Origin of the sequence: Aeromonas sp. QDB34, from assembly GCF_027705405.1 — a bacterium.
Taxonomy (GTDB): domain Bacteria; phylum Pseudomonadota; class Gammaproteobacteria; order Enterobacterales; family Aeromonadaceae; genus Aeromonas; species Aeromonas hydrophila.
In genome coordinates this window covers 18,259-36,248 of the sequence record NZ_JAPDBT010000023.1, presented here as the reverse complement: position 1 = coordinate 36,248, position 17,990 = coordinate 18,259, and the positions used below count along the sequence as shown (strand labels likewise).

The window sequence follows — 17,990 nt, the reverse complement described above, 5'->3', positions numbered from 1 at the left end:
TAGCAATCTCGCCCTGTTAGCCAAAGAAAGAATCGTCATAAAGATGAAAAAGGCCTCACATTGGAGGCCTTTTTCCGCACGGTTGCGATCAGAGGAAGCTGTAGATGATCATCGCCATCACGCCGCCGGTGGTGCCTATGATGGTCTCCATCACGGTCCAGGTCTGCAGGGTCTGCTTCTCGGTGAGACCGAGGTAGCGGTTGGCCAGCCAGAAGCCGGAGTCATTGACGTGGGAGAGCACGATGGCCCCGCCGCCGATGGCGATGGTCACCGCCGCCAGCTGGGCGCCGTTCAGGCCGAGCGGTTCCAGCATCGGCAGCACCAGACCGCAGGCGGTCAGCATGGCGACGGTGGCGGAACCCTGAATGACCCGCACCGCGGCCGCCAGGATGAAGGCCAGCGCGACGATGGGCAGGCCGGAGTCCGCCAGCATGTTGCCAAGGGCGGCACCGACACCGGAATCCACCAGGATCTGCTTGAACACGCCACCGGCACCGGTCACCAGGATGATGACGCCGGCCGGTTGGATGGCGCTGTTGCAGACGTTCATCACCTCGTCACGGGACATGCCGCGACGGATCCCCAGCAGGTAGAAGGCGGCCAGGCAGGCGACCATGATGGCGGTGAAGGGGTGGCCGATGAACTCCAGCCAGCCGTGCAGGGGTGTGCCGACCTCGACGAAGCGGCCGACGATGGTCTTGAGACCGATCAGCAGCAGCGGCAGGCCGATGAGACCCATGGCCAGCCCGAAGGAGGGCAGGTTCTGGCCGTCGTCGTGGGCGCTGCTCTGGGCGTCGGCCGGCAGCGGCACGTCGACCACCTTGCTGATCAGCTCGCCGAACAGCGGACCGGCCAGGATCAGGGCCGGAACGGCGGCGATCAGGCCGAACAGGATCATGTAGCCGAAGTCGGCGCCCAGCTGGGATGCCACCAGGATGGGGCCCGGTGCCGGGATCAGGAAGGCCTGGCAGGTGGCGATGCCCGCCAGCAGGGCTATGCCGATCTTCACCACGCTGCCGCCACCACGGCGGACGATGGCGAAGGCGACGCCGATCAGCAGCACCACGGCCACGTCGAAGAACAGCGGCAGTGCGCAGACGAAGCCGGTCAGTGCCATGGCCCAGTTGGCGCGCTTGACGCCGAACTTGCCGAGCAGGGTGTGGGCCACCCGGTCGAGGGCGCCGGTGACTTCCATCACCTTGCCGAACATGGCGCCCAGTGCCACCACCACGGCGACGAAACCGAGGGTACCGCCCATCCCTTTCTGGATGGTGGCGGCGATGTCGGCCGGGTTCATGCCGGCGGCGAGCCCCGCCACCATGGAGACCAGGATGAGGGAGACGACCGCGTGCAGGCGGGCCTTCATCACCAGAAAGAGCAGCAGCACGATGGAGCCGGCGGCCGTCATGATCAGGGAGAGGTCAGACATTGTTGTGCATTCCTTGTTCCAAGTTCAGTGTCGACACCCTGCCGATCCGTCGGCAGACCATATCTTTATGATTTATTTAGATTTATGGCCAGGGCTCAAACTCGATTGCCCAGGTGACTATGAGTGCGCTCAGTCTGTGGCAGACTTCACAATTCTTGTTGTTACCGGTAACATGTTACCGGTAACGTGCTAAGTTAGAACCCATCGGCAGCACGTTTTTTGAAAAATGAGATAGAGGTCAAACAATGGCGGGTAAGAGCATTATCGTGATGGGTGTATGTGGTAGCGGCAAGTCCAGCGTGGGCCTCAAGGTGGCCGACGTGCTGGGCGCCAAGTTCATCGACGGTGATGATCTGCACCCCAGGGCCAACATCCAGAAGATGGCCGGCGGCAACCCGCTCAACGACGAGGATCGCGCCCCCTGGCTGGAGCGGATACGCGACGCGGCCTACAGCCTGGAGCAGAAGAACGAGGTGGGCGTCATCGTCTGCTCGGCCCTCAAGAAGCAGTATCGCGACCAGATCCGTGAAGGCAACGAGTCGGTCAGCTTCCTCTTCCTCGACGGCAGTCAGCCGCTGATCCTCGAGCGGATGCGGGCCCGCAAGGGCCACTTCATGCGCGAAAGCATGGTACAAAGTCAGTTCGATACCCTGGAGCGCCCGGACGGCGAAGCCGGTGTATTCCACATCGATATCGACGGCACCTTCGAACAGGTGGTTGATCGCGCCGTCACAGCATTGGAGCAAGCCCAATGATCCATCAGGTCATTTCCAGCGTCACTGCCCGCATTCGCGAGCGCAGTGCCGCCCGTCGCCAGGCCTTCCTGGCCCGCATCCAGCGTCAGGCCGATCAGGGCAAGACCCGCGCCGCGCTGGCCTGCGGCAACCTGGCCCACGCCGTGGCCGCCTCCAGCTGTGACGAGAAGGGGCGCATCCTCGACATGACCCGCGCCAACGTCGGTATCGTCACCGCCTACAACGACATGCTGAGCGCCCATCAGCCCTATCAGGGCTATCCTGACATCATCAAGGCCGCGCTGGCCGAGCTGGGCCACAGCGCCCAGGTGGCTGGCGGCGTGCCCGCCATGTGCGACGGCGTGACCCAGGGGCAGCCGGGGATGGACATGTCCCTGTTCTCCCGCGACCTGATCGCTCAGGCGACCGCGCTGTCGCTCTCCCACAACACCTTCGATGCCACCCTGCTGCTCGGCATCTGCGACAAGATAGCGCCGGGCCAGATCATGGGGGCGCTCTCCCACGCTCACCTGCCCACCGCCTTCGTGCCCGCCGGCCCGATGGCGAGTGGCATCAGCAACGACGAGAAGGTGAAGGTGCGCCAGCAGTACGCCGCCGGCGAAGTGGGCCGTGACGCCCTGCTACAGATGGAGTGCGGCGCCTACCATGCGGCGGGCACCTGCACCTTCTACGGCACAGCCAACACCAACCAGCTGGTGTTCGAGGCCATGGGCCTGATGCTGCCGGGCTCCGCCTTCGTGCACCCGCACAGCGAACTGCGCCAGGCGCTGACCGCCGAGGCGGCCCGCCGCATCAGCGCCATGATCCCCGGCTCCCCGGCCTATCGCCCCCTGAGTGCGGTGATCGATGAGCGCTCGCTGGTCAACGGGCTGGTGGCCCTGCTCGCCTCCGGCGGCAGCACCAACCACAGCATCCACATGGTGGCGCTGGCCCGCGCCGCCGGCCTGCACCTGACCTGGGACGACATCAGCGATCTCTCCGACGTGGTGCCGCTGTTGGTGCGCATGTATCCGAACGGCCCGGCCGACGTCAACGCCTTCGAACAGGCGGGTGGCGTGCCCGGCCTGATGCGCCGGCTGGCGCAAGAGGGGCTGATCCACCTGGACGCCACCCCGGTGTTTGGCGAGATGCAGGATTACCTCAGCCGTCCGGCACTGGTGGATGGCCAGCTGGTATGGCAGCCGGTGGGCGAGAGCGGCGATGCGAGCGTGTTGTCGCCTTCCGGCAGCGTATTTCAGGCTACCGGCGGCACCAAGCTGCTGGCAGGCAATCTGGGCCGCGCCGTGGTCAAGGTCTCCGCTGTGGCTCCCGAGTATCGGGTGATTGAAGCCCCGGCGCGGGTCTTCTCCTCCCAGCATGCGGTGGAGGCGGCCTACAAGGCGGGCGATCTCAATCAGGATGCCGTCATCGTGGTGCGCCACAATGGCCCGGCCGCCAATGGCATGCCGGAGCTGCACAAGCTGATGCCGGTGCTCGGCAACCTGCAGAAGGCGGGTTACAAGGTGGCGCTGGTTACCGATGGCCGTCTCTCCGGCGCTTCCGGCAAGATCCCGGCTGCCATCCATGTCACCCCGGAAGCGCTGCACGGCGGGGCCATCGGCCTGCTTGCCGATGGCGACCTGCTGCGGGTGGACGCGGTAAACGGCAGCCTTGACTGCCTGACCGATTTGAGTGGCCGTACCCAGGCCGAGATTGACCTCACTCTGGAACAAGAGGGGTGGGGCCGTGAACTGTTCAGCGTGATGCGTCGCGCGGTATCGAGCGCCGAGTGTGGCGCTACCATCTTTGATTAAGAGCTGACTAAGGAAGAGCTATGCAGAACTGGAAAGTGACCCCGGCCGAGGTGTTTGCCGCCTCCCCGCTGGTACCCGTGATGGTTATCAACGAGCTGGAGCAGGCCCTGCCGATGGCCAAGGCGCTGCTGGACGGCGGCATCTCGGTGTTCGAGATCACCCTGCGCACCCCGGTGGCGCTGGAGGCCATCGCCCTCATCGCCAAGGCGATGCCGGATGCCATGGTCGGTGCAGGTACCGTGCTCAACTGCGCGCAGTTTGACGCTGCCGTGGCCGCCGGTGCCCGCTTCGTCATCTCCCCGGGGATGACCCCGGCCCTGCTGGCCCACGCGGCCAACAGCACGGCGCCGCTGATCCCGGGTGTGGCCACCCCGTCCGAGGTGATGCAGGCGCTGGAAGCAGGCTACGACCACCTCAAATTCTTCCCGGCCGAAGCGAACGGCGGCACCAAGGCGCTCTCCGCCATCGCCGCGCCGCTGCCCCAGGTGAAGTTCTGTCCCACCGGCGGTATCGGTCCGAAAAACGTGGCCGACTATCTGGCGCTGAAATGCGTGGCCACCGTCGGCGGCTCCTGGATGCTGCCGGCCGAGGCCGTCAAGAACGGTAACTGGGAAGAGGTGACCCGCCTCTCCCGCGAAGCCGTCTCCCTGGTCGCATCCTGATTTGACGCCGGCGTGAGCCGGACCTTCCGTTTGCCAAGCAAGCAGGCCACCCTAGGGTGGCCTGCTCTGTTTTGGCTGTATGGTGGGGATCTGGCCCTCAGCCCAGACTGTCCCCTTCGTACAGGGAGAAGCCCATGTCTAGCCGGGTGTCGGCCAGCGGCTGGCCGTTGAGGCGGGCCAGCAGCATGGTGGCGGCCGCACGGCCGATCTCCTTGCGCGGTGTGACGATACTGGCCAGCTTGGGGGTCATGGCGTGGCCGATGTCGAGGGCGTTGCTGCCAGCGATGGCGATCTGCTGGGGCACGGGTATCCACTTGGCCTGACACTGCAGCAGGGCGCCCACCGCCAGGTCATCGTTGGTGCAGAACAGGCCGTCCAGATCGGGATAGCGCACCAGTGCCTGCTCCAGCAGCTGGCCGCCGAGGGTGAAGCTGGAGGATTGCTCGGTCAGCAGGTGCTGGCCGCTCAGGCCGAAATCCTGCATCGCCTGGTAGTAGCCTTCCATCCGCAGCTGGGTGCGCACGTCGAGCCGCGCGCCGAGATAGACCAGCTTGCGTCGGCCCCGGCGCAGCATCTCTGTTACCATGGCCCGGGCGGCTGCCCGGTGATCCATGCCGACCACCATGTCGATGGGGCTCTGCGGCAGATCCATGGTCTCCACCACCGGGATGCCGGCGGTGGCAATCATCTTGCGGGTGCGCTCGGTGTGCTGGCTGTCGGAGAGGATCAGGCCATCCACGTGATAGGAGAGCAGGGAGGCGACCTGCTCCTCTTCCCGCTCCGGGCTGTAGCCGTAGTGGGCCAGCAGGGTCTGGTAGCCGGCGGGCCGGGTCACCGACTCGATGCCGTGCACCACGGCGGAGAAGACCTGGTTGGAGAGGGAGGGGATCAGGATACCGATCGCCTTGCTGGTGGCGTTGGAGAGAATGTCCGGCGCCCGGTTGGGGATGTAGCCGAGCTCCTCCACCGCGGCGGCGATCCGCTCGCGGGTGCCCTCGGCCACGGCTTGCGGGTCGCGCAGGTAGCGGCTGACGGTCATCTTGGTGACCCCGGTCAGGTCGGCTATGTCCTGCAGGGTGGGGCGGCGCTTGCGGGTGTCGTTCATCTCGGGATCCGGCAGAAATGTTACACGTAACATTACCGTTTTTGTTTAACAAAGTCAGCATATGACGCCATCAACAGGGGGAGTCGCGGGATGATCAAGGACAAGTGCTTCGAGGGTGTGCGCTTCGAGCAGCAAGACCTGGAGGGGGAGCAGTTCCAGGGTTGCCGTTTCATCGGCTGCAACTTCTCCTGGCTCGAACTGGCCGAATGCCGCTTCGTCGACTGCAGCTTCTATGACCGGGAGAGCGAGCAGAGTTGTTTGCTGCAGGGCTGCGACCTGCGGGAAGCCAGCTTCCTGCGCTGCGATCTCACCATGGCCGACTGCAGCCAAAGCCAATGTCTGGGGCTGGATCTGCGCGACTGTCAGGCGCTGGGGATCAACTTCTCCCGCGCCAGCTTTGCCAACCAGATCACCGTCAAGAGCTACTTCTGCGAGGCCCATCTGACCGGCAACAACTTCAGTTACGCCAATTTTGAAGGGTGCCTGCTGGAGCAATGCGAATTGAGCGGCAATCGCTGGCAGGGGGCCAACCTGTTCGGCGCCTCGCTGGCGGGTTCCGATCTCAGCGGATCCGAGTTTGGCCAAATAGATTGGGCCAGCGTCAACCTGCAGGGTTGTGACCTGCGCCAGTGCGATCTGCCGGGGCTGGATCTGCGGCGGGTCAATCTGGACGGGGTGCAGATCAACGAAGATCAGCAGCAGGCCTTGCTGGAGCAGATCGGACTGATCGTCTTCCCCTGAGCCGGCAGGAAAAGAGGTAAGTTTTCGTCATCTGCCGTCATGCCTGCTGCCGGTGGCGAACAAAAAAACCTGCAGGATGCAGGCTTTTCTGGATGGCAGGTTGGCGCCGGGTGGCGGTGATCAGCGCTTGGCCAGCCACTTGGTGGGGTTGATCGCCTCGCCCTGATAGCGGATCTCGAAGTAGAGGCCGGGTCTGTCCTGGCCGCCGCTGTCGCCGACCAGCGCCACCGGTTCACCCTGTTCCACGTTCTGGCCCACCTGGCGCAGCAGCGACTGGTTGTGACCGTAGAGGCTCATGTAGCCGCGGCCGTGATCGATCACCAGCAGCATGCCGAAGCCGTCGAGCCAGTCGGCATAGACCACTTGGCCCGGGGCCACCGCCTTGACCTGGGTGCCTTCACTGGCGCCGATCAGGGTGCCTTTCCACTTCAGTTCGGCGGTGCGCGGCGAGCCGTAGGCGATCAGGATGGGGCCCTGCACCGGCCAGCGCAGGCTGCCGTTGGTCTTGAGCCCGCTGTAATAGCCGGCGCTGCTGATCCCCGAACCTCGCTCGGGTTTGCTGCTGGCCACTTCCTCGGCCGGTTGCTGTTGCTGGGCCGCCTTGTTTTGCTGGGCGGCGAGCCGCTGTTGTTCGGCACGGCGCTGCTCTGCCAGCTTGCGCTGCCGCTCCTGCTCCGCCTTCAGCTTGGCGAGGCGTTCCCGCTCGGCCCGTTCGCGCCGTTCTTGCTCTTCTCGCTGGCGGCGCAGCTCTTCCAGCCGGGCCTTCAAGGTTTTTTCCGCCTTGACCAGCTTGCTCAGCTTCTGTTCGTCATCCTGTACCGATTGCTGCAGCTGGTTGCGCACCTTGGCGCGGCTCTGCTGGCTGGCCAGCAGGCTCTGGTGATGCTGTTGCTGTTCGCTCAGCAGGCTTTGCAGCCGACTTTCGGTCTCTTTGGTGGCCTGCTGGTTTTTGGCCAGCTTGGTGCGGGTGGCACGCAACGCTTCGATGGCTTCGATGCGGGCCTTGTTGAGGTAGTCGTAGTAGTCGAGGGAACGGCTCAGTTTGGCCGGATCCTGCTGATTGAGCAGCAGTTTGAGGTAATCGTGGTTGCCGGCGGTGAAGGCGCTCTCGGCCTGCTTGGCCAGCAACTGCTTCTGATGGCTGGCCTGCTGTTCCAGATCCAGCTTGTCCTGCTGCAGCCCTACCAGTTTCTGCTGGTTTTCTCTGAGCTGCTGCTTGGTCTGCTCGAGCTTGGCGGCGGCGGCCGAGATGGCCTGCTCATCAGCCTTGAGCAGGGTGTTGAGCTTGGCAAGCTCCTGCTTGCTGAGCTTGATGGTCTGCTGTTGTTCCTTGATCTGGGACTGCATGGCACCGAGCTGCTGGTTGGCAGCCCGGGCCGTGGTCGGCCCGAACGACAGACAAAAAAACAGCGCGCCGGCCAACAGGCCGACGCGACTGGTTTTGGTTGAAATAACTTCGCATCCCCGCATGGGGAAGGATTATTTCAGAATCATCAGGGGCTTGCCAGTCATTTCCGGCGGTACCGGCAGACCCATCAGGGTCAGCATGGTGGGGGCCAGATCGGACAATTTGCCGCCTTCAGCCACCTCGGCCTTGCGACCGAAATAGATGAGCGGAACCGGCAGGTTGGTGTGGGCGGTGTGGGCCTGACCGGTCTCTTCGTCCAGCATCTTCTCGGCGTTGCCGTGGTCGGCGGTGATCAGGCACTCGCCACCCACTTCGGCCAGCGCGTCGGTGACGCGACCGATGCAGTGGTCGACCGCTTCACAGGCCTTGACCGCGGCGTCGAACACGCCGGTGTGGCCGACCATGTCTCCGTTCGGGTAGTTGCAGATGATGACGTCGTACTTGCCGCTCTTGATGGCGCCGACCAGCTTGTCGGTCAGCTCTTCGGAGCTCATCTCCGGCTGCAGGTCATAGGTGGCCACTTTCGGGCTGGCAACGATCTCGCGATCTTCGCCAGTGAAGCAGGCCTCTTCGCCGCCGTTGAAGAAGAAGGTGACGTGGGCGTACTTCTCGGTTTCGGAGATGCGCAGCTGGGTCTTGCCCTGCTTGGCCAGCCATTCACCCAGGGTGTTGACCAGCGCGGTCGGCGGGTAGGCACAGGCGGTTTTGATGTCGGCCGCGTACTCGGTCAGCATCACGAAGTTCAGCGCCGGGGTGGCGGTGCGGGCGAAGCCGGTGAAGTCGCTGTCGACGAAGGCGCGGGTGATCTCGCGGGCTCGGTCGGCACGGAAGTTCATGAAGATCAGCGCATCGCCATCCTGCATGGGGGCGGCGGCACCGATGCGGGTGGCTTTGACGAACTCGTCGTTCTCGTCACGGGCGTAGGCGGCGGCCAGGGCTTCGCTGGCGCTGTCGGCGGTGAACTCGCCCTTGCCCTGGGTCATCAGGTCATAGGCTTGCTGCACGCGATCCCAGCGGTTGTCACGGTCCATGGCGTAGTAACGGCCGATCATGGAGGCGAAGCGACCCTTGCCCAGGCGGGCGAACAGGGCATCGAACTGCTCGATGGAGGACTGGGCGGAGCGCGGCGGCACGTCACGGCCATCCAGGAAGGCGTGGAAGTAGATCTGCTCGGCGCCACGCTTGGCGGCCATTTCGATCATGCCCATGATGTGCTCTTCGTGGCTGTGCACGCCACCCGGGGACATCAGGCCCATGATGTGTACGGCCTTGCCCTTGGTCACGGCAGCATCGACAGCCTTGGCCAGCTCGACGTTCTGGAAGAAGTCGCCGTCCTGAATGTCTTTGGAGATGCGGGTCAGTTCCTGATAGACGATGCGACCGGCGCCGATGTTGACGTGGCCCACTTCGGAGTTCCCCATCTGACCATCCGGCAGACCCACGTCCAGGCCGGAGCCGGAGATCAGGGTGCTGGTGTAGTCACGGGCGAGACGGTCGAGGTTGGGAGTCTTGGCGGCAGCGACGGCGTTGTGCTCTTGCTTGGTGCTGTAGCCCCAACCGTCCATGATGACCAGAACCAAAGGTTTCTTAGCTGTTGACATAAGGCTATGTCCTCTCGGATAGGAATGAATTGCGGGAAGTGAAACTAGCGTAATATTACTACATCTGCCGAAATAGTCACCTGATAGCCAAGCCCCGTCCGGCGGGGGCCGCACGCTGTTGCCGAGCTGTTTCGTCTTTGTCGCCGGCTTGTCGCACCACTCGACGAATCCTCGCCGCAGCGGGCTGAATGCCACTTTTTATGCCGCCGCTTTCCCTCGTCCCCGTCTGGTGGGAGCCCGCTCCCGCTTTGCCGCCAAGATGGCTGATCTTGGCTGGGTCCCCATGTATACTCGGGCACTTGTCTTGGTCCCTGGATAGTAGAAGATGCAAGAGTATTTGGATTTTGCGGCCCGCAACCCGCTGCTGACCGCAGCCTGGTTCGGCCTGGCAGGCACCCTGGTTTACACCACGGTGCGTGCTCGTTTTTCTCCGGTGAAGTCGGTGAACAACCACACCGCAACCCTGCTGATCAACCGTGAAAACGCCACCGTGGTGGATATTCGCAGTCAGGAAGAGTTTGCCAAGGGCCATCTGGCCGGTGCCCAGCACCTGCCGCTCAGCCAGATCCAGAGCAATAATCTGGGCCCGGTTGAAAAGCATAAAGATGCCCCCATCATACTGGTGTGCGAGTCGGGGATGACCGCTGGTGGCGCGGGTCGCCAATTGAGCAAAGCCGGCTTCAAGCAGGTGTATGTGCTCAGCGGTGGCATGGCCCAGTGGCGTGCAGAGAATCTGCCGGTGACCAAAAAACGCTGATTTAAGGGCCTGCGCCCACCTATTTTCATAAAAAGGAATCAAACAAAATGGCTGAAGAGATCAACAACCAGGAAGTACAACCGGAATTCCACATCCAGCGCGTCTACACCAAGGACGTCTCCTTCGAAGCGCCGAATACCCCGCACATCTTCCAGAAAGAGTGGCAGCCGGACGTCAAGCTGGACATGGACACCAAGACCAACATCCTGGCCGACAGCGTCTATGAAGTGGTGCTGACCCTGACCGTGACCTGCAAGCTGGAAACCGAAACGGCCTTCCTGTGTGAAGTTCAGCAAGCCGGTATCTTCACCATCGGCAACCTGCCGGAGCCGCAACTGGCACATTGCCTGGCTGCCTTCTGCCCGAACATCCTGTTCCCGTATGCCCGCGAAGCGGTGTCCAACCTGGTGAGCAAGGGTTCCTTCCCGCAGCTGAACCTGGCACCGGTCAACTTCGATGCCCTGTTTGCCCAGCACATGGCGCAGGCACAGGCCCAGCAGGCGACTGCGGAAGCCTGATAATGGCCGACCAGATCGCTATCTCGGTCTTGGGGGCGGGGTCTTATGGCTCCGCCCTTGCCATTTCTCTGGCGCGCAACGGTCATCCGACCCTGCTGTGGGGTCACGACCCTGCCCATGTCGCCGAGCTGGAACAAGACCGCTGCAACAAGGCTTTTCTGCCGGATGTCCCTTTTCCTGCCGATCTGCAGCTGACCGCCGATCTGCAACAGGCGGTACAAGCTGCCCCCGTGCTGCTGCTGGTGGTGCCGAGCCATGTGTTCGGTCAGGTACTGGCCCAGGTCAAACCCTTCCTGCGCCCGGATACCCGTATCGCCTGGGCCACCAAGGGGCTGGAGCCGGACAGCGGCCGTCTGCTGCAAGACGTGGCACGCGAGGTGCTGGGTGACGAGATGCCGCTGGCGGTCATCTCTGGCCCTACCTTCGCCAAGGAGCTGGCCGCCGGTCTGCCGACCGCCATCTCGGTGGCGTCGACCCACGATGACTTCGCCGACGATCTCTCCCTGCTGCTGCACTGTGGCCGTTCGTTCCGGGTCTATACCAATCCGGACTTCATCGGTCTGCAACTGGGCGGGGCGGTCAAGAACGTCATCGCCATCGGTGCCGGCCTCTCCGACGGGCTGGGTTTTGGCGCCAACGCCAGGACCGCGCTCATCACCCGGGGCCTGGTAGAGATGCAGCGCCTGGGCGCCGCGCTCGGAGCCGATGCCAAGACCTTCATGGGGATGGCGGGGCTCGGGGATCTGGTGCTGACCTGTACCGACAACCAGTCGCGCAACCGTCGCTTCGGGCTGGCCCTCGGGGCCGGCAAGGACGTGAACACCGCCATGACCGAGATCGGCCAGGTGGTGGAAGGCTATCGCAACACCAAGGAGGTGCATCTGCTGGCGGCCCGCTGTGGCGTCGAGATGCCCATCTGCGAGCAGATCTTCAAGGTGCTGTACGAAGGCAAGAATCCGAAAGAGGCGGCTATCGCCCTGTTGTCGCGAGACAAGAAGGACGAGTGATCCGCCCGCTGCAGAACGCAAAAGGCCCCGCCAGCTGGCGGGGCCTTTTCTTTGCCGCATGTCTTTGCGACAAGGGCAGCAAATCAGTAGTAGGAGTGATCGCCGCGCTGGTGCTCGGTGGCATCCTTGACGCCGTTGAGCTCGCCCGGGAATTTCTCCAGCAGCTGCTTCTCGATCCCCTCTTTCAGGGTGTAGTCGACCATGGAGCAACCGTTGCAACCGCCGCCGAACTGCAGGATGGCCAGCTTGTCTTCGGTCAGCTCGACCAGGGTGACCTTGCCGCCGTGACCGGCCAGCATGGGGTTCACCTCGGACATCAACACGTACTCGATACGGTCGATCAGCGGAGCGTCGTCGGCCACTTTGCGCATCTTGGCGTTCGGGGCTTTCAGGGTGAGCTGGGAGCCCATCTGATCGGTGACGAAATCGATGGTGGCATCCACCAGGAAGGGGGCGCTCAGGGGATCGACCAGGCAGTCGAAGCCGCTGAAGGGCAGGTGTTGATCTTCCGGATCGACCGCGTCGGGTGGGCAATATGATACGCCGCACTCGGCATTCTGGGTTCCCGGATTGACCACAAACACCCGGATATTGGTGCCATCAGGCTGTTTTTCCAGCAGTTTACGGAAATGGGCCTGGGCGGTGTCGGAAATGCTGATCATCACTATCCTCATAAACCTGAGTGTACGACTAGGGTATTCATGATAACTCTCTTGGCAAGGCTTGGGTAGCATGCCGATGGTTACTTGAGATGCTTGAGGGTGCGACAGACGGCCCACACTTCCACCTTTGTGACTCCGCTCTCATGGAGCAAACGGGTGAGATGGCCAGCGGTCGCACCCGTGGTGACCACATCATCGAGCAGCGCCACGTGCTGGTAAGCGTGGGGCCTGATCTGGAAGGCACCGCGCAGATTGCGCCGCCGCTGGCCGGCACTGAGCTTGGTCTGCTGCGGGGTTGCCCTGACCCGGCGCAGCAGGCGCTTGTCACAAGGAATGCCGGTCAGCTCGCTGAGAGCGAGGGCTATCTCTTCCGCCTGATTGAAGCCACGCCACCATTGGCGCCACCAGTGCAGAGGCACCGGAATGATGGCCTCTGGCGGATCGCTGAGATCCAGATGATCGGCCAGCAGCCGGGCGAGCAGCGGGGCCAGCAGGATATGGCCGGAATACTTCAGCCGGGGGATCAGCATGGGGTAGGGTGGCCGGTAGTCACCGATGACCTGCAGCCGCTCCCATGGCGGCGGCCTGCGCTGGCAGCGACCGCAGATCGGCAGGCGTTCTTCATGCATTGCCGGCAAGGGAGCTGCACACAAGCGGCAGGTGTGGTCAGCTTGCTGCAGGGCCTGTCGGCACCAGGTGCACAGCAAGGGGTCAACATCGCAAGGCTGCTGGCAGAGCAGGCAGTTGCCCTGCCAGTCGGCATGGCTGCCGAGGATCGGACTTGCTTTGGCGAGCAACCGCTTTAACATGCTGACCCCAACAGAGTGAACAGGATCTGAGTCTAGATGAGCGTGTCGGTTGAGCGGTTTGGTCAGGGGCCCGATCTGGTGCTGTTGCACGGATGGGGAATGAATGGCGCGGTCTGGCACGGCATTGTACCGGCCCTGGCGTCTCGCTATCGCGTTCATCTGGTGGATCTGCCCGGCTTTGGCAACAGTCCGCTGGTAGGCGAGGTAGAGTACAGTCTGCCCTGGCTGGCTGAACAGGTGGCAGCCATTCTGCCGGAGCAGTGCCATTTGCTGGGGTGGTCCCTCGGTGGCCTGGTGGCAAGCCAGTTGGCCTTGAGCCATCCCGAGCGACTGCACTCCCTCATCACGGTGGCCAGCTCCCCCTGTTTCATGGCCCGTGACGAATGGCCGGGGATTGCGCCCAAGGTGCTGGCCGGTTTCAACCAGATGCTGGCAGGGGACTTCAAGCAGACCATCGAACGCTTCCTAGCGATCCAGGCTATGGGTAGCGAACATGCCAGGGACGACATCCGCCAGTTGCGCCACTGGCTGGCGGAGCGGCCCGCTCCCCAGCTGGCCGCACTGGAGGCCGGACTCGGTTTGCTGGCAGAGGTCGATCTGCGCGATGAGCTGACACCATTGAGCCTGCCTTGGCTGCGGGTCTACGGTCGGCTGGATTCACTGGTGCCCAAGGCGTCCATCCCTCTGCTGGACGAGCGTTACCCAAGCAGCCGCAGTGTGGTGCTGGAAAAGGCCTCACACGCGCCCTTTATTTCCCACCCACAGCAGTTCATTGAAATCATTGAACATTTTGTAGGTTGAAAAATAGCCAATTTGCTTCATTAATCCTCTGGCGTGGCGGATAATTAATCCAGTGTCAGAGGAGAGTTGTCATGCGTATAGATTCAGCATTGAACAGCGGTGTGCAAGGCTTTCAGCGTGCGGAGCAGATCGCCGACAAGGCGTCCAGCCAGATCGCCAGGCTCAACACCCCGAGCGGTGACAAGGTGCAGTTGCCCGAAGAACTGGTGAACCTCAAGAGTGCCGAGGTACAGGCCGGCGCCTCTGCCAAGGTGATCCAGACCGCCAGCGACATGATGGGAACCCTGATAGACATCCGGGTGTGACATGAACATCAATGTCAGTCTGCCGACCATCATTCCCAACCAGCTGCAACCGCAGACGGAATCGGCACGCACTGACAATCGTCGCGCGGCACTCATCCCCCAGAGCCGTCAGAGCGAGGCTTTCAACGCCGAGTCCGAAGTCGGCTCCCAGAAAGAGAAGTCCAGAGCCAGCCAGGCCAATCCCAATCAGGTTTCCCAGCAGGCGCGAGACGGTGCCCAGACCGGCAACCCGCAGGCGGCGGTCGATAACCGCTTCGTCGAGGCCACCGGTGAGGATGGCCAGCGCAACAAACAGCAGGATCCCAAGCAGCAGGAGCAACAGCAGAAGCAGGAGTTGCAGGTCAAGGAGCTGGCCGACAGGGATCAGGAGGTGCGCACTCACGAACAGGCGCACCAAAGCACCGGTGGTCAGTATGCGGGCAGCCCTACCTATGAGTTTGCCATGGGGCCGGATGGCAAGCGTTACGCGACCGGCGGTGGCGTCTCCATCGACATCGGGACCATCCCCGGCGATCCCAGAGCCACCATCGCCAAGATGCAACAGGTGCGTGCCGCTGCACTGGCGCCTGCCGAGCCCTCCTCTCAGGATCTGAGCGTAGCCAGAAGTGCTGCGGCCAAGGAGGCACAGGCCCGCAAGGCACTGCTCTCATCCAACCCTGATACTGCCCTGGCTGCTGATGGCAGCGCCAAGACGGGCGTGCTGAACGGCTACATGGAGCAGCGCAACCAGGTCATCGCCCAGCGCTATCAGCAGGCAGTCAAGCCTGCTGCCCAGCAGAACCTGAGCTTGAGTGTCTGAGGTTTCCACCGTATTTCAGCCCGGTTTTTTCCCTCGCGAGCAGGCATTTGCAACTAATCTGAGGGGTAATCCCATCCACGCTCACAGGAGTCGTCATGCACTTTGATGAAGTCAAACCGGAAGATTTTGCCACCTTCTCCCGTGTACCACCGCCGCACCTCCAGATGGAGCAGTTCTTGATGCAGCTCGGTGGGGGCGGTACCGAAGGCACCCATTTCAAGAAGAAGGTGATGCTGGCAGCAGGTTGGAGCCATACCGGCGTGGTCTCCTATGGCAAGTATCCGCAAGAGGCCTGCAAGGCATTCAACCGGCTGCGGGAAGTACTGGCAGCCCATCAAGAGGCTGACGCCATTCTGGCTGCGCTGGCCCAATGAGGCCGAGCAACAGCGACAAAAAAGCCCCTCGCGGGGCTTTTTGCATTCTGGGGGCTTATTTCTTCAGTTTCGACAGGGCAGCAGCGAAGGCGTTGCCCATGGCGCCATCGGCCGGGGGGCTTTGACGCGGTGCCTGCTTCGGCTTGGTATTGCCGGTGTGGCGTGACTCGGCCGGTTTGCGGGCTGGCTGGCCGGCTTTTTCATCCAGGCGCATGGTCAGACTGATGCGCTTGCGCGGTACGTCGACTTCCAGCACCTTGACCCGGACGATGTCACCGGCCTTGACCACCTCGCGGGGATCCTTGACGAAGCGATCGGTGAGGGAAGAAATGTGCACCAGCCCGTCCTGATGGACGCCGATGTCGACGAAGGCGCCGAAGTTGGTGACGTTGGTGACCACCCCCTCCAGTACCATCTCGGGCACCAGATCGCTGATTTTCTCCACCCCTTCCTTGAAGGTGGCGGTCTTGAACTCGGGACGCGGGTCGCGGCCAGGCTTGTCCAGCTCACCGATGATGTCGGTGACGGTAGGCACCCCGAACTGCTCGTCGGTGTAGTCGGCGGGTTTGAGAGTGCGCAGCAGGCTGCTGTTGCCGAGCAGGCTGTCCACGGTCTGCTCCAGCTTGGCGAGGATCCGCTCCACCACTGGGTAGGATTCTGGGTGCACCGCCGAGCCGTCCAGCGGGTTGCTGCCGCCACGAATGCGCAGGAAGCCGGCGCACTGCTCGAATGCCTTGGGCCCGAGCCGACTCACTTTCAGCAACTGCTGACGATGCTGGAAGGCGCCGTTCTCGTCCCGGTAGGCGACGATGTTCTGGGCCAGGGTCTGGGAGAGGCCGGAAACCCGGTTGAGCAGGGCGACCGAGGCGGTATTCACATCCACCCCGACCGCGTTCACGCAATCCTCGACCACCGCATCGAGGCGGCGGGCCAGCTGGCTCTGGCCGACATCGTGCTGGTACTGGCCGACGCCTATGCTCTTGGGATCGATCTTGACCAGCTCGGCCAGCGGATCCTGCAGCCGGCGAGCGATGGAGACGGCGCCACGAATGGAGACGTCGAGATCCGGGAACTCCTGGGAGGCGAGCTCGGAGGCGGAGTAGACCGATGCCCCCGCTTCACTCACCACGATTTTCTGCGCCTTGGCGGCCGGGTAGCGCTCGAACAGATCGCTCACCAGGCGGTCGGTTTCCCGCGAGGCGGTACCGTTGCCGATGCTGATGAGTTCGACCTTGAGCTTCTGGCACAGCTCGCTCAGGGTCTTGAGACTCTGGTCAACCTGGCGCTTGGGTTCGAACGGATAGATGGTCGCGTGATCGACCAGCTTGCCGGTAGCATCGACCACTGCCACCTTGACCCCGGTGCGGATGCCAGGATCCAGCCCCATGGTGCAGCGCATGCCAGCCGGCGCTGCCATCAGCAGATCCTTGAGGTTCATGGCGAATACCTTGATCGCCTCGTCTTCTGCCGATTCGCGGATGCGGCCGATCAGTTCGGTCTCCATCTGCAAGGAGAGCTTGATCTTCCAGGTCCAGCTCACCACCCCCTGCAGCCACTTGTCGGCCGGGCGGTGTTGCAGGTTGAGCCTGAGGTGATGGGCAATGATCCCTTCGCAGGGGCTGGCACCCTCATCGTCACCGGCAACCAGCGCCAGGTTGAGGATCCCCTCGTTGCGACCGCGCAGCATGGCCAGCACCCGGTGGGAGGGGGCCTTGTGCAGCGGTTCGTCGTGTTCGAAGTAATCCTTGAACTTGGCCCCTTCCTGCTCCTTGCCGGCCACGACGCGAGCACGCAGGGTGGCGTTGTGCCACAGGTAGTCGCGCAGCTTCTCCAGCAGGTCGGCCTGCTCGGCGAAGCGCTCCATCAGGATGTAGCGGGCACCGTCGAGGGCGGCCTTGCCGTCGGTGATCCCCTGCTCGGCATTGAGGAAGCGAACCGCCTCCTGCTCGGGATCCTTTAGCGGATCGCTCAGCAGCAGGTCGGCCAGTGGCTCCAATCCCGCCTCGATGGCCATCTGCCCCTTGGTGCGGCGCTTGGGTTTGTAGGGGAGGTAGAGATCCTCCAGCCGGGTCTTGCTGTCGGCCTCGTTCAATTCGCGTGCAAGCTCGGGGGTGAGTTTGCCCTGCTCCTCGATGGAGCGCAGGATCACCTGGCGGCGATCGGCCAGCTCGCGCAGATAGCCGAGGCGGCTCTCCAGGGTGCGCAGCTGACTGTCGTCCAGACCGCCGGTCACCTCCTTGCGGTAACGGGCGATGAAGGGCACGGTGGCGCCTTCGTCCAGCAGGCGAACGGCGGCCTGCACCTGCTCCGGGCGGGCATTCAGCTCACCGGCAATCTGATGTTCTATTACGTGGCTTTGCATCGAGGGTCTCTTGGTCGGGTCCTGGTCAACGGGCAGGCGCGAGGCGATGTCGCCGGGCAGGGGTCTGTCCTGGCGGTACTCAAGGTACCAGCCGGGCTACTG

18 protein-coding genes are annotated in these 17,990 nt (G+C 63.2%); 11 read left to right on the top strand and 7 right to left on the bottom strand.

Annotation, left to right across the window (positions count from 1 at the left end):
• Positions 1-88: 88 nt before the first annotated feature.
• Entirely contained in the window at positions 89-1,429 is a 1,341-nt protein-coding gene (gntU, locus tag OKC29_RS20045; protein WP_073348661.1) for a gluconate transporter, read from the bottom strand.
• Between the two features lie 245 nt (positions 1,430-1,674).
• Here gntU and OKC29_RS20040 point away from each other — a divergent pair, with 245 nt between their 5' ends.
• From OKC29_RS20040 to OKC29_RS20030, 3 genes are read left to right on the top strand one after another with little or no spacing between them, the layout of a single operon-like run.
• Entirely contained in the window at positions 1,675-2,184 is a 510-nt protein-coding gene (locus OKC29_RS20040) for a gluconokinase (protein ID WP_039215262.1), read from the top strand.
• Entirely contained in the window at positions 2,181-3,977 is a 1,797-nt protein-coding gene (gene edd, locus OKC29_RS20035; RefSeq protein WP_073348662.1) for a phosphogluconate dehydratase, read from the top strand. Before OKC29_RS20040 ends, edd begins: the two co-directional genes overlap by 4 nt.
• A 20-nt stretch (positions 3,978-3,997) precedes the next feature.
• Positions 3,998-4,639, top strand: a complete 642-nt coding sequence (locus tag OKC29_RS20030; RefSeq protein WP_073348663.1) for a bifunctional 4-hydroxy-2-oxoglutarate aldolase/2-dehydro-3-deoxy-phosphogluconate aldolase — start codon at positions 3,998-4,000, stop codon at positions 4,637-4,639.
• 97 nt (positions 4,640-4,736) lie between these two features.
• On the opposite strand, the gene OKC29_RS20025 is transcribed toward OKC29_RS20030, so the two are convergent.
• Positions 4,737-5,744, bottom strand: coding sequence for a substrate-binding domain-containing protein (locus OKC29_RS20025; RefSeq protein WP_005307868.1), 1,008 nt, complete (start codon positions 5,742-5,744; stop codon positions 4,737-4,739).
• Positions 5,745-5,834: 90 nt separating this feature from the next.
• Here OKC29_RS20025 and OKC29_RS20020 point away from each other — a divergent pair, with 90 nt between their 5' ends.
• Positions 5,835-6,485, top strand: a complete 651-nt coding sequence (locus OKC29_RS20020) for a Qnr family pentapeptide repeat protein (protein ID WP_073348664.1) — start codon at positions 5,835-5,837, stop codon at positions 6,483-6,485.
• A gap of 120 nt (positions 6,486-6,605) precedes the next feature.
• On the opposite strand, the gene OKC29_RS20015 is transcribed toward OKC29_RS20020, so the two are convergent.
• Both OKC29_RS20015 and gpmM read right to left on the bottom strand, forming a co-directional pair.
• On the bottom strand, positions 6,606-7,955 hold the full coding sequence (locus tag OKC29_RS20015) for a peptidoglycan DD-metalloendopeptidase family protein (RefSeq protein WP_073348665.1): 1,350 nt from the start codon (positions 7,953-7,955) through the stop codon (positions 6,606-6,608).
• Between the two features lie 9 nt (positions 7,956-7,964).
• Entirely contained in the window at positions 7,965-9,494 is a 1,530-nt protein-coding gene (gene gpmM / locus OKC29_RS20010) for a 2,3-bisphosphoglycerate-independent phosphoglycerate mutase (protein WP_029305011.1), read from the bottom strand.
• A 325-nt stretch (positions 9,495-9,819) separates the two neighbouring features.
• Between gpmM and OKC29_RS20005 the strand changes: the two genes are divergently transcribed.
• The 3 genes from OKC29_RS20005 to gpsA are packed head-to-tail and all read left to right on the top strand — an operon-like array spanning position 9,820 to position 11,776.
• A complete protein-coding gene (locus OKC29_RS20005) occupies positions 9,820-10,251 on the top strand; it encodes a rhodanese-like domain-containing protein (RefSeq protein WP_073348667.1) in 432 nt (143 codons plus the stop codon).
• A gap of 47 nt (positions 10,252-10,298) precedes the next feature.
• Positions 10,299-10,769: a protein-export chaperone SecB gene (gene secB, locus OKC29_RS20000; RefSeq protein ID WP_011704300.1), complete on the top strand. Its 471-nt coding sequence runs from the start codon at positions 10,299-10,301 to the stop codon at positions 10,767-10,769.
• Positions 10,770-10,771: 2 nt separating this feature from the next.
• Positions 10,772-11,776, top strand: coding sequence for an NAD(P)H-dependent glycerol-3-phosphate dehydrogenase (gpsA, locus tag OKC29_RS19995; RefSeq protein WP_039215255.1), 1,005 nt, complete (start codon positions 10,772-10,774; stop codon positions 11,774-11,776).
• A gap of 83 nt (positions 11,777-11,859) precedes the next feature.
• Here the strand turns inward: gpsA and nfuA are convergent, their stop codons facing one another.
• Together nfuA and OKC29_RS19985 are read right to left on the bottom strand one after the other, a co-directional pair.
• Positions 11,860-12,438 (bottom strand): Fe-S biogenesis protein NfuA, encoded by a 579-nt coding sequence (gene nfuA, locus OKC29_RS19990; RefSeq protein ID WP_011704302.1) that lies wholly within the window; start codon positions 12,436-12,438, stop codon positions 11,860-11,862.
• A gap of 80 nt (positions 12,439-12,518) precedes the next feature.
• A complete protein-coding gene (locus tag OKC29_RS19985) occupies positions 12,519-13,247 on the bottom strand; it encodes a ComF family protein (protein ID WP_049046731.1) in 729 nt (242 codons plus the stop codon).
• 36 nt (positions 13,248-13,283) lie between these two features.
• On the opposite strand from OKC29_RS19985, the gene bioH reads away from it, so the two are divergent.
• The 4 genes from bioH to OKC29_RS19965 all read left to right on the top strand — a co-directional run bounded on the left by bioH (position 13,284) and on the right by OKC29_RS19965 (position 15,526).
• A complete protein-coding gene (gene bioH / locus OKC29_RS19980; RefSeq protein WP_049046729.1) occupies positions 13,284-14,048 on the top strand; it encodes a pimeloyl-ACP methyl ester esterase BioH in 765 nt (254 codons plus the stop codon).
• A 71-nt stretch (positions 14,049-14,119) separates the two neighbouring features.
• Positions 14,120-14,353, top strand: coding sequence for a flagellar basal body rod C-terminal domain-containing protein (locus tag OKC29_RS19975; RefSeq protein WP_011704305.1), 234 nt, complete (start codon positions 14,120-14,122; stop codon positions 14,351-14,353).
• A gap of 1 nt (position 14,354) precedes the next feature.
• Positions 14,355-15,152 (top strand): putative metalloprotease CJM1_0395 family protein, encoded by a 798-nt coding sequence (locus OKC29_RS19970; RefSeq protein ID WP_073348668.1) that lies wholly within the window; start codon positions 14,355-14,357, stop codon positions 15,150-15,152.
• A 95-nt stretch (positions 15,153-15,247) separates the two neighbouring features.
• Positions 15,248-15,526 (top strand): hypothetical protein, encoded by a 279-nt coding sequence (locus OKC29_RS19965; RefSeq protein WP_016349110.1) that lies wholly within the window; start codon positions 15,248-15,250, stop codon positions 15,524-15,526.
• Between the two features lie 55 nt (positions 15,527-15,581).
• On the opposite strand, the gene OKC29_RS19960 is transcribed toward OKC29_RS19965, so the two are convergent.
• Positions 15,582-17,888, bottom strand: coding sequence for a Tex family protein (locus tag OKC29_RS19960; protein ID WP_073348669.1), 2,307 nt, complete (start codon positions 17,886-17,888; stop codon positions 15,582-15,584).
• Positions 17,889-17,990: the final 102 nt, after the last annotated feature.

Coding starts and splice junctions, on each gene's coding strand:
- OKC29_RS20005 (WP_073348667.1), top strand. CDS start 9,820: ATGCAAGAGTATTTGGATTTTGCGGCCCGCAACCCGCTGCTGACCGCA.
- gpmM (WP_029305011.1), bottom strand. CDS start 9,494: ATGTCAACAGCTAAGAAACCTTTGGTTCTGGTCATCATGGACGGTTGG.
- OKC29_RS19985 (WP_049046731.1), bottom strand. CDS start 13,247: ATGTTAAAGCGGTTGCTCGCCAAAGCAAGTCCGATCCTCGGCAGCCAT.
- secB (WP_011704300.1), top strand. CDS start 10,299: ATGGCTGAAGAGATCAACAACCAGGAAGTACAACCGGAATTCCACATC.
- gpsA (WP_039215255.1), top strand. CDS start 10,772: ATGGCCGACCAGATCGCTATCTCGGTCTTGGGGGCGGGGTCTTATGGC.
- gntU (WP_073348661.1), bottom strand. CDS start 1,429: ATGTCTGACCTCTCCCTGATCATGACGGCCGCCGGCTCCATCGTGCTG.
- nfuA (WP_011704302.1), bottom strand. CDS start 12,438: ATGATCAGCATTTCCGACACCGCCCAGGCCCATTTCCGTAAACTGCTG.
- OKC29_RS19960 (WP_073348669.1), bottom strand. CDS start 17,888: ATGCAAAGCCACGTAATAGAACATCAGATTGCCGGTGAGCTGAATGCC.
- bioH (WP_049046729.1), top strand. CDS start 13,284: ATGAGCGTGTCGGTTGAGCGGTTTGGTCAGGGGCCCGATCTGGTGCTG.
- edd (WP_073348662.1), top strand. CDS start 2,181: ATGATCCATCAGGTCATTTCCAGCGTCACTGCCCGCATTCGCGAGCGC.
- OKC29_RS20020 (WP_073348664.1), top strand. CDS start 5,835: ATGATCAAGGACAAGTGCTTCGAGGGTGTGCGCTTCGAGCAGCAAGAC.
- OKC29_RS19970 (WP_073348668.1), top strand. CDS start 14,355: ATGAACATCAATGTCAGTCTGCCGACCATCATTCCCAACCAGCTGCAA.
- OKC29_RS20015 (WP_073348665.1), bottom strand. CDS start 7,955: ATGCGGGGATGCGAAGTTATTTCAACCAAAACCAGTCGCGTCGGCCTG.
- OKC29_RS19975 (WP_011704305.1), top strand. CDS start 14,120: ATGCGTATAGATTCAGCATTGAACAGCGGTGTGCAAGGCTTTCAGCGT.
- OKC29_RS20025 (WP_005307868.1), bottom strand. CDS start 5,744: ATGAACGACACCCGCAAGCGCCGCCCCACCCTGCAGGACATAGCCGAC.
- OKC29_RS20040 (WP_039215262.1), top strand. CDS start 1,675: ATGGCGGGTAAGAGCATTATCGTGATGGGTGTATGTGGTAGCGGCAAG.
- OKC29_RS20030 (WP_073348663.1), top strand. CDS start 3,998: ATGCAGAACTGGAAAGTGACCCCGGCCGAGGTGTTTGCCGCCTCCCCG.
- OKC29_RS19965 (WP_016349110.1), top strand. CDS start 15,248: ATGCACTTTGATGAAGTCAAACCGGAAGATTTTGCCACCTTCTCCCGT.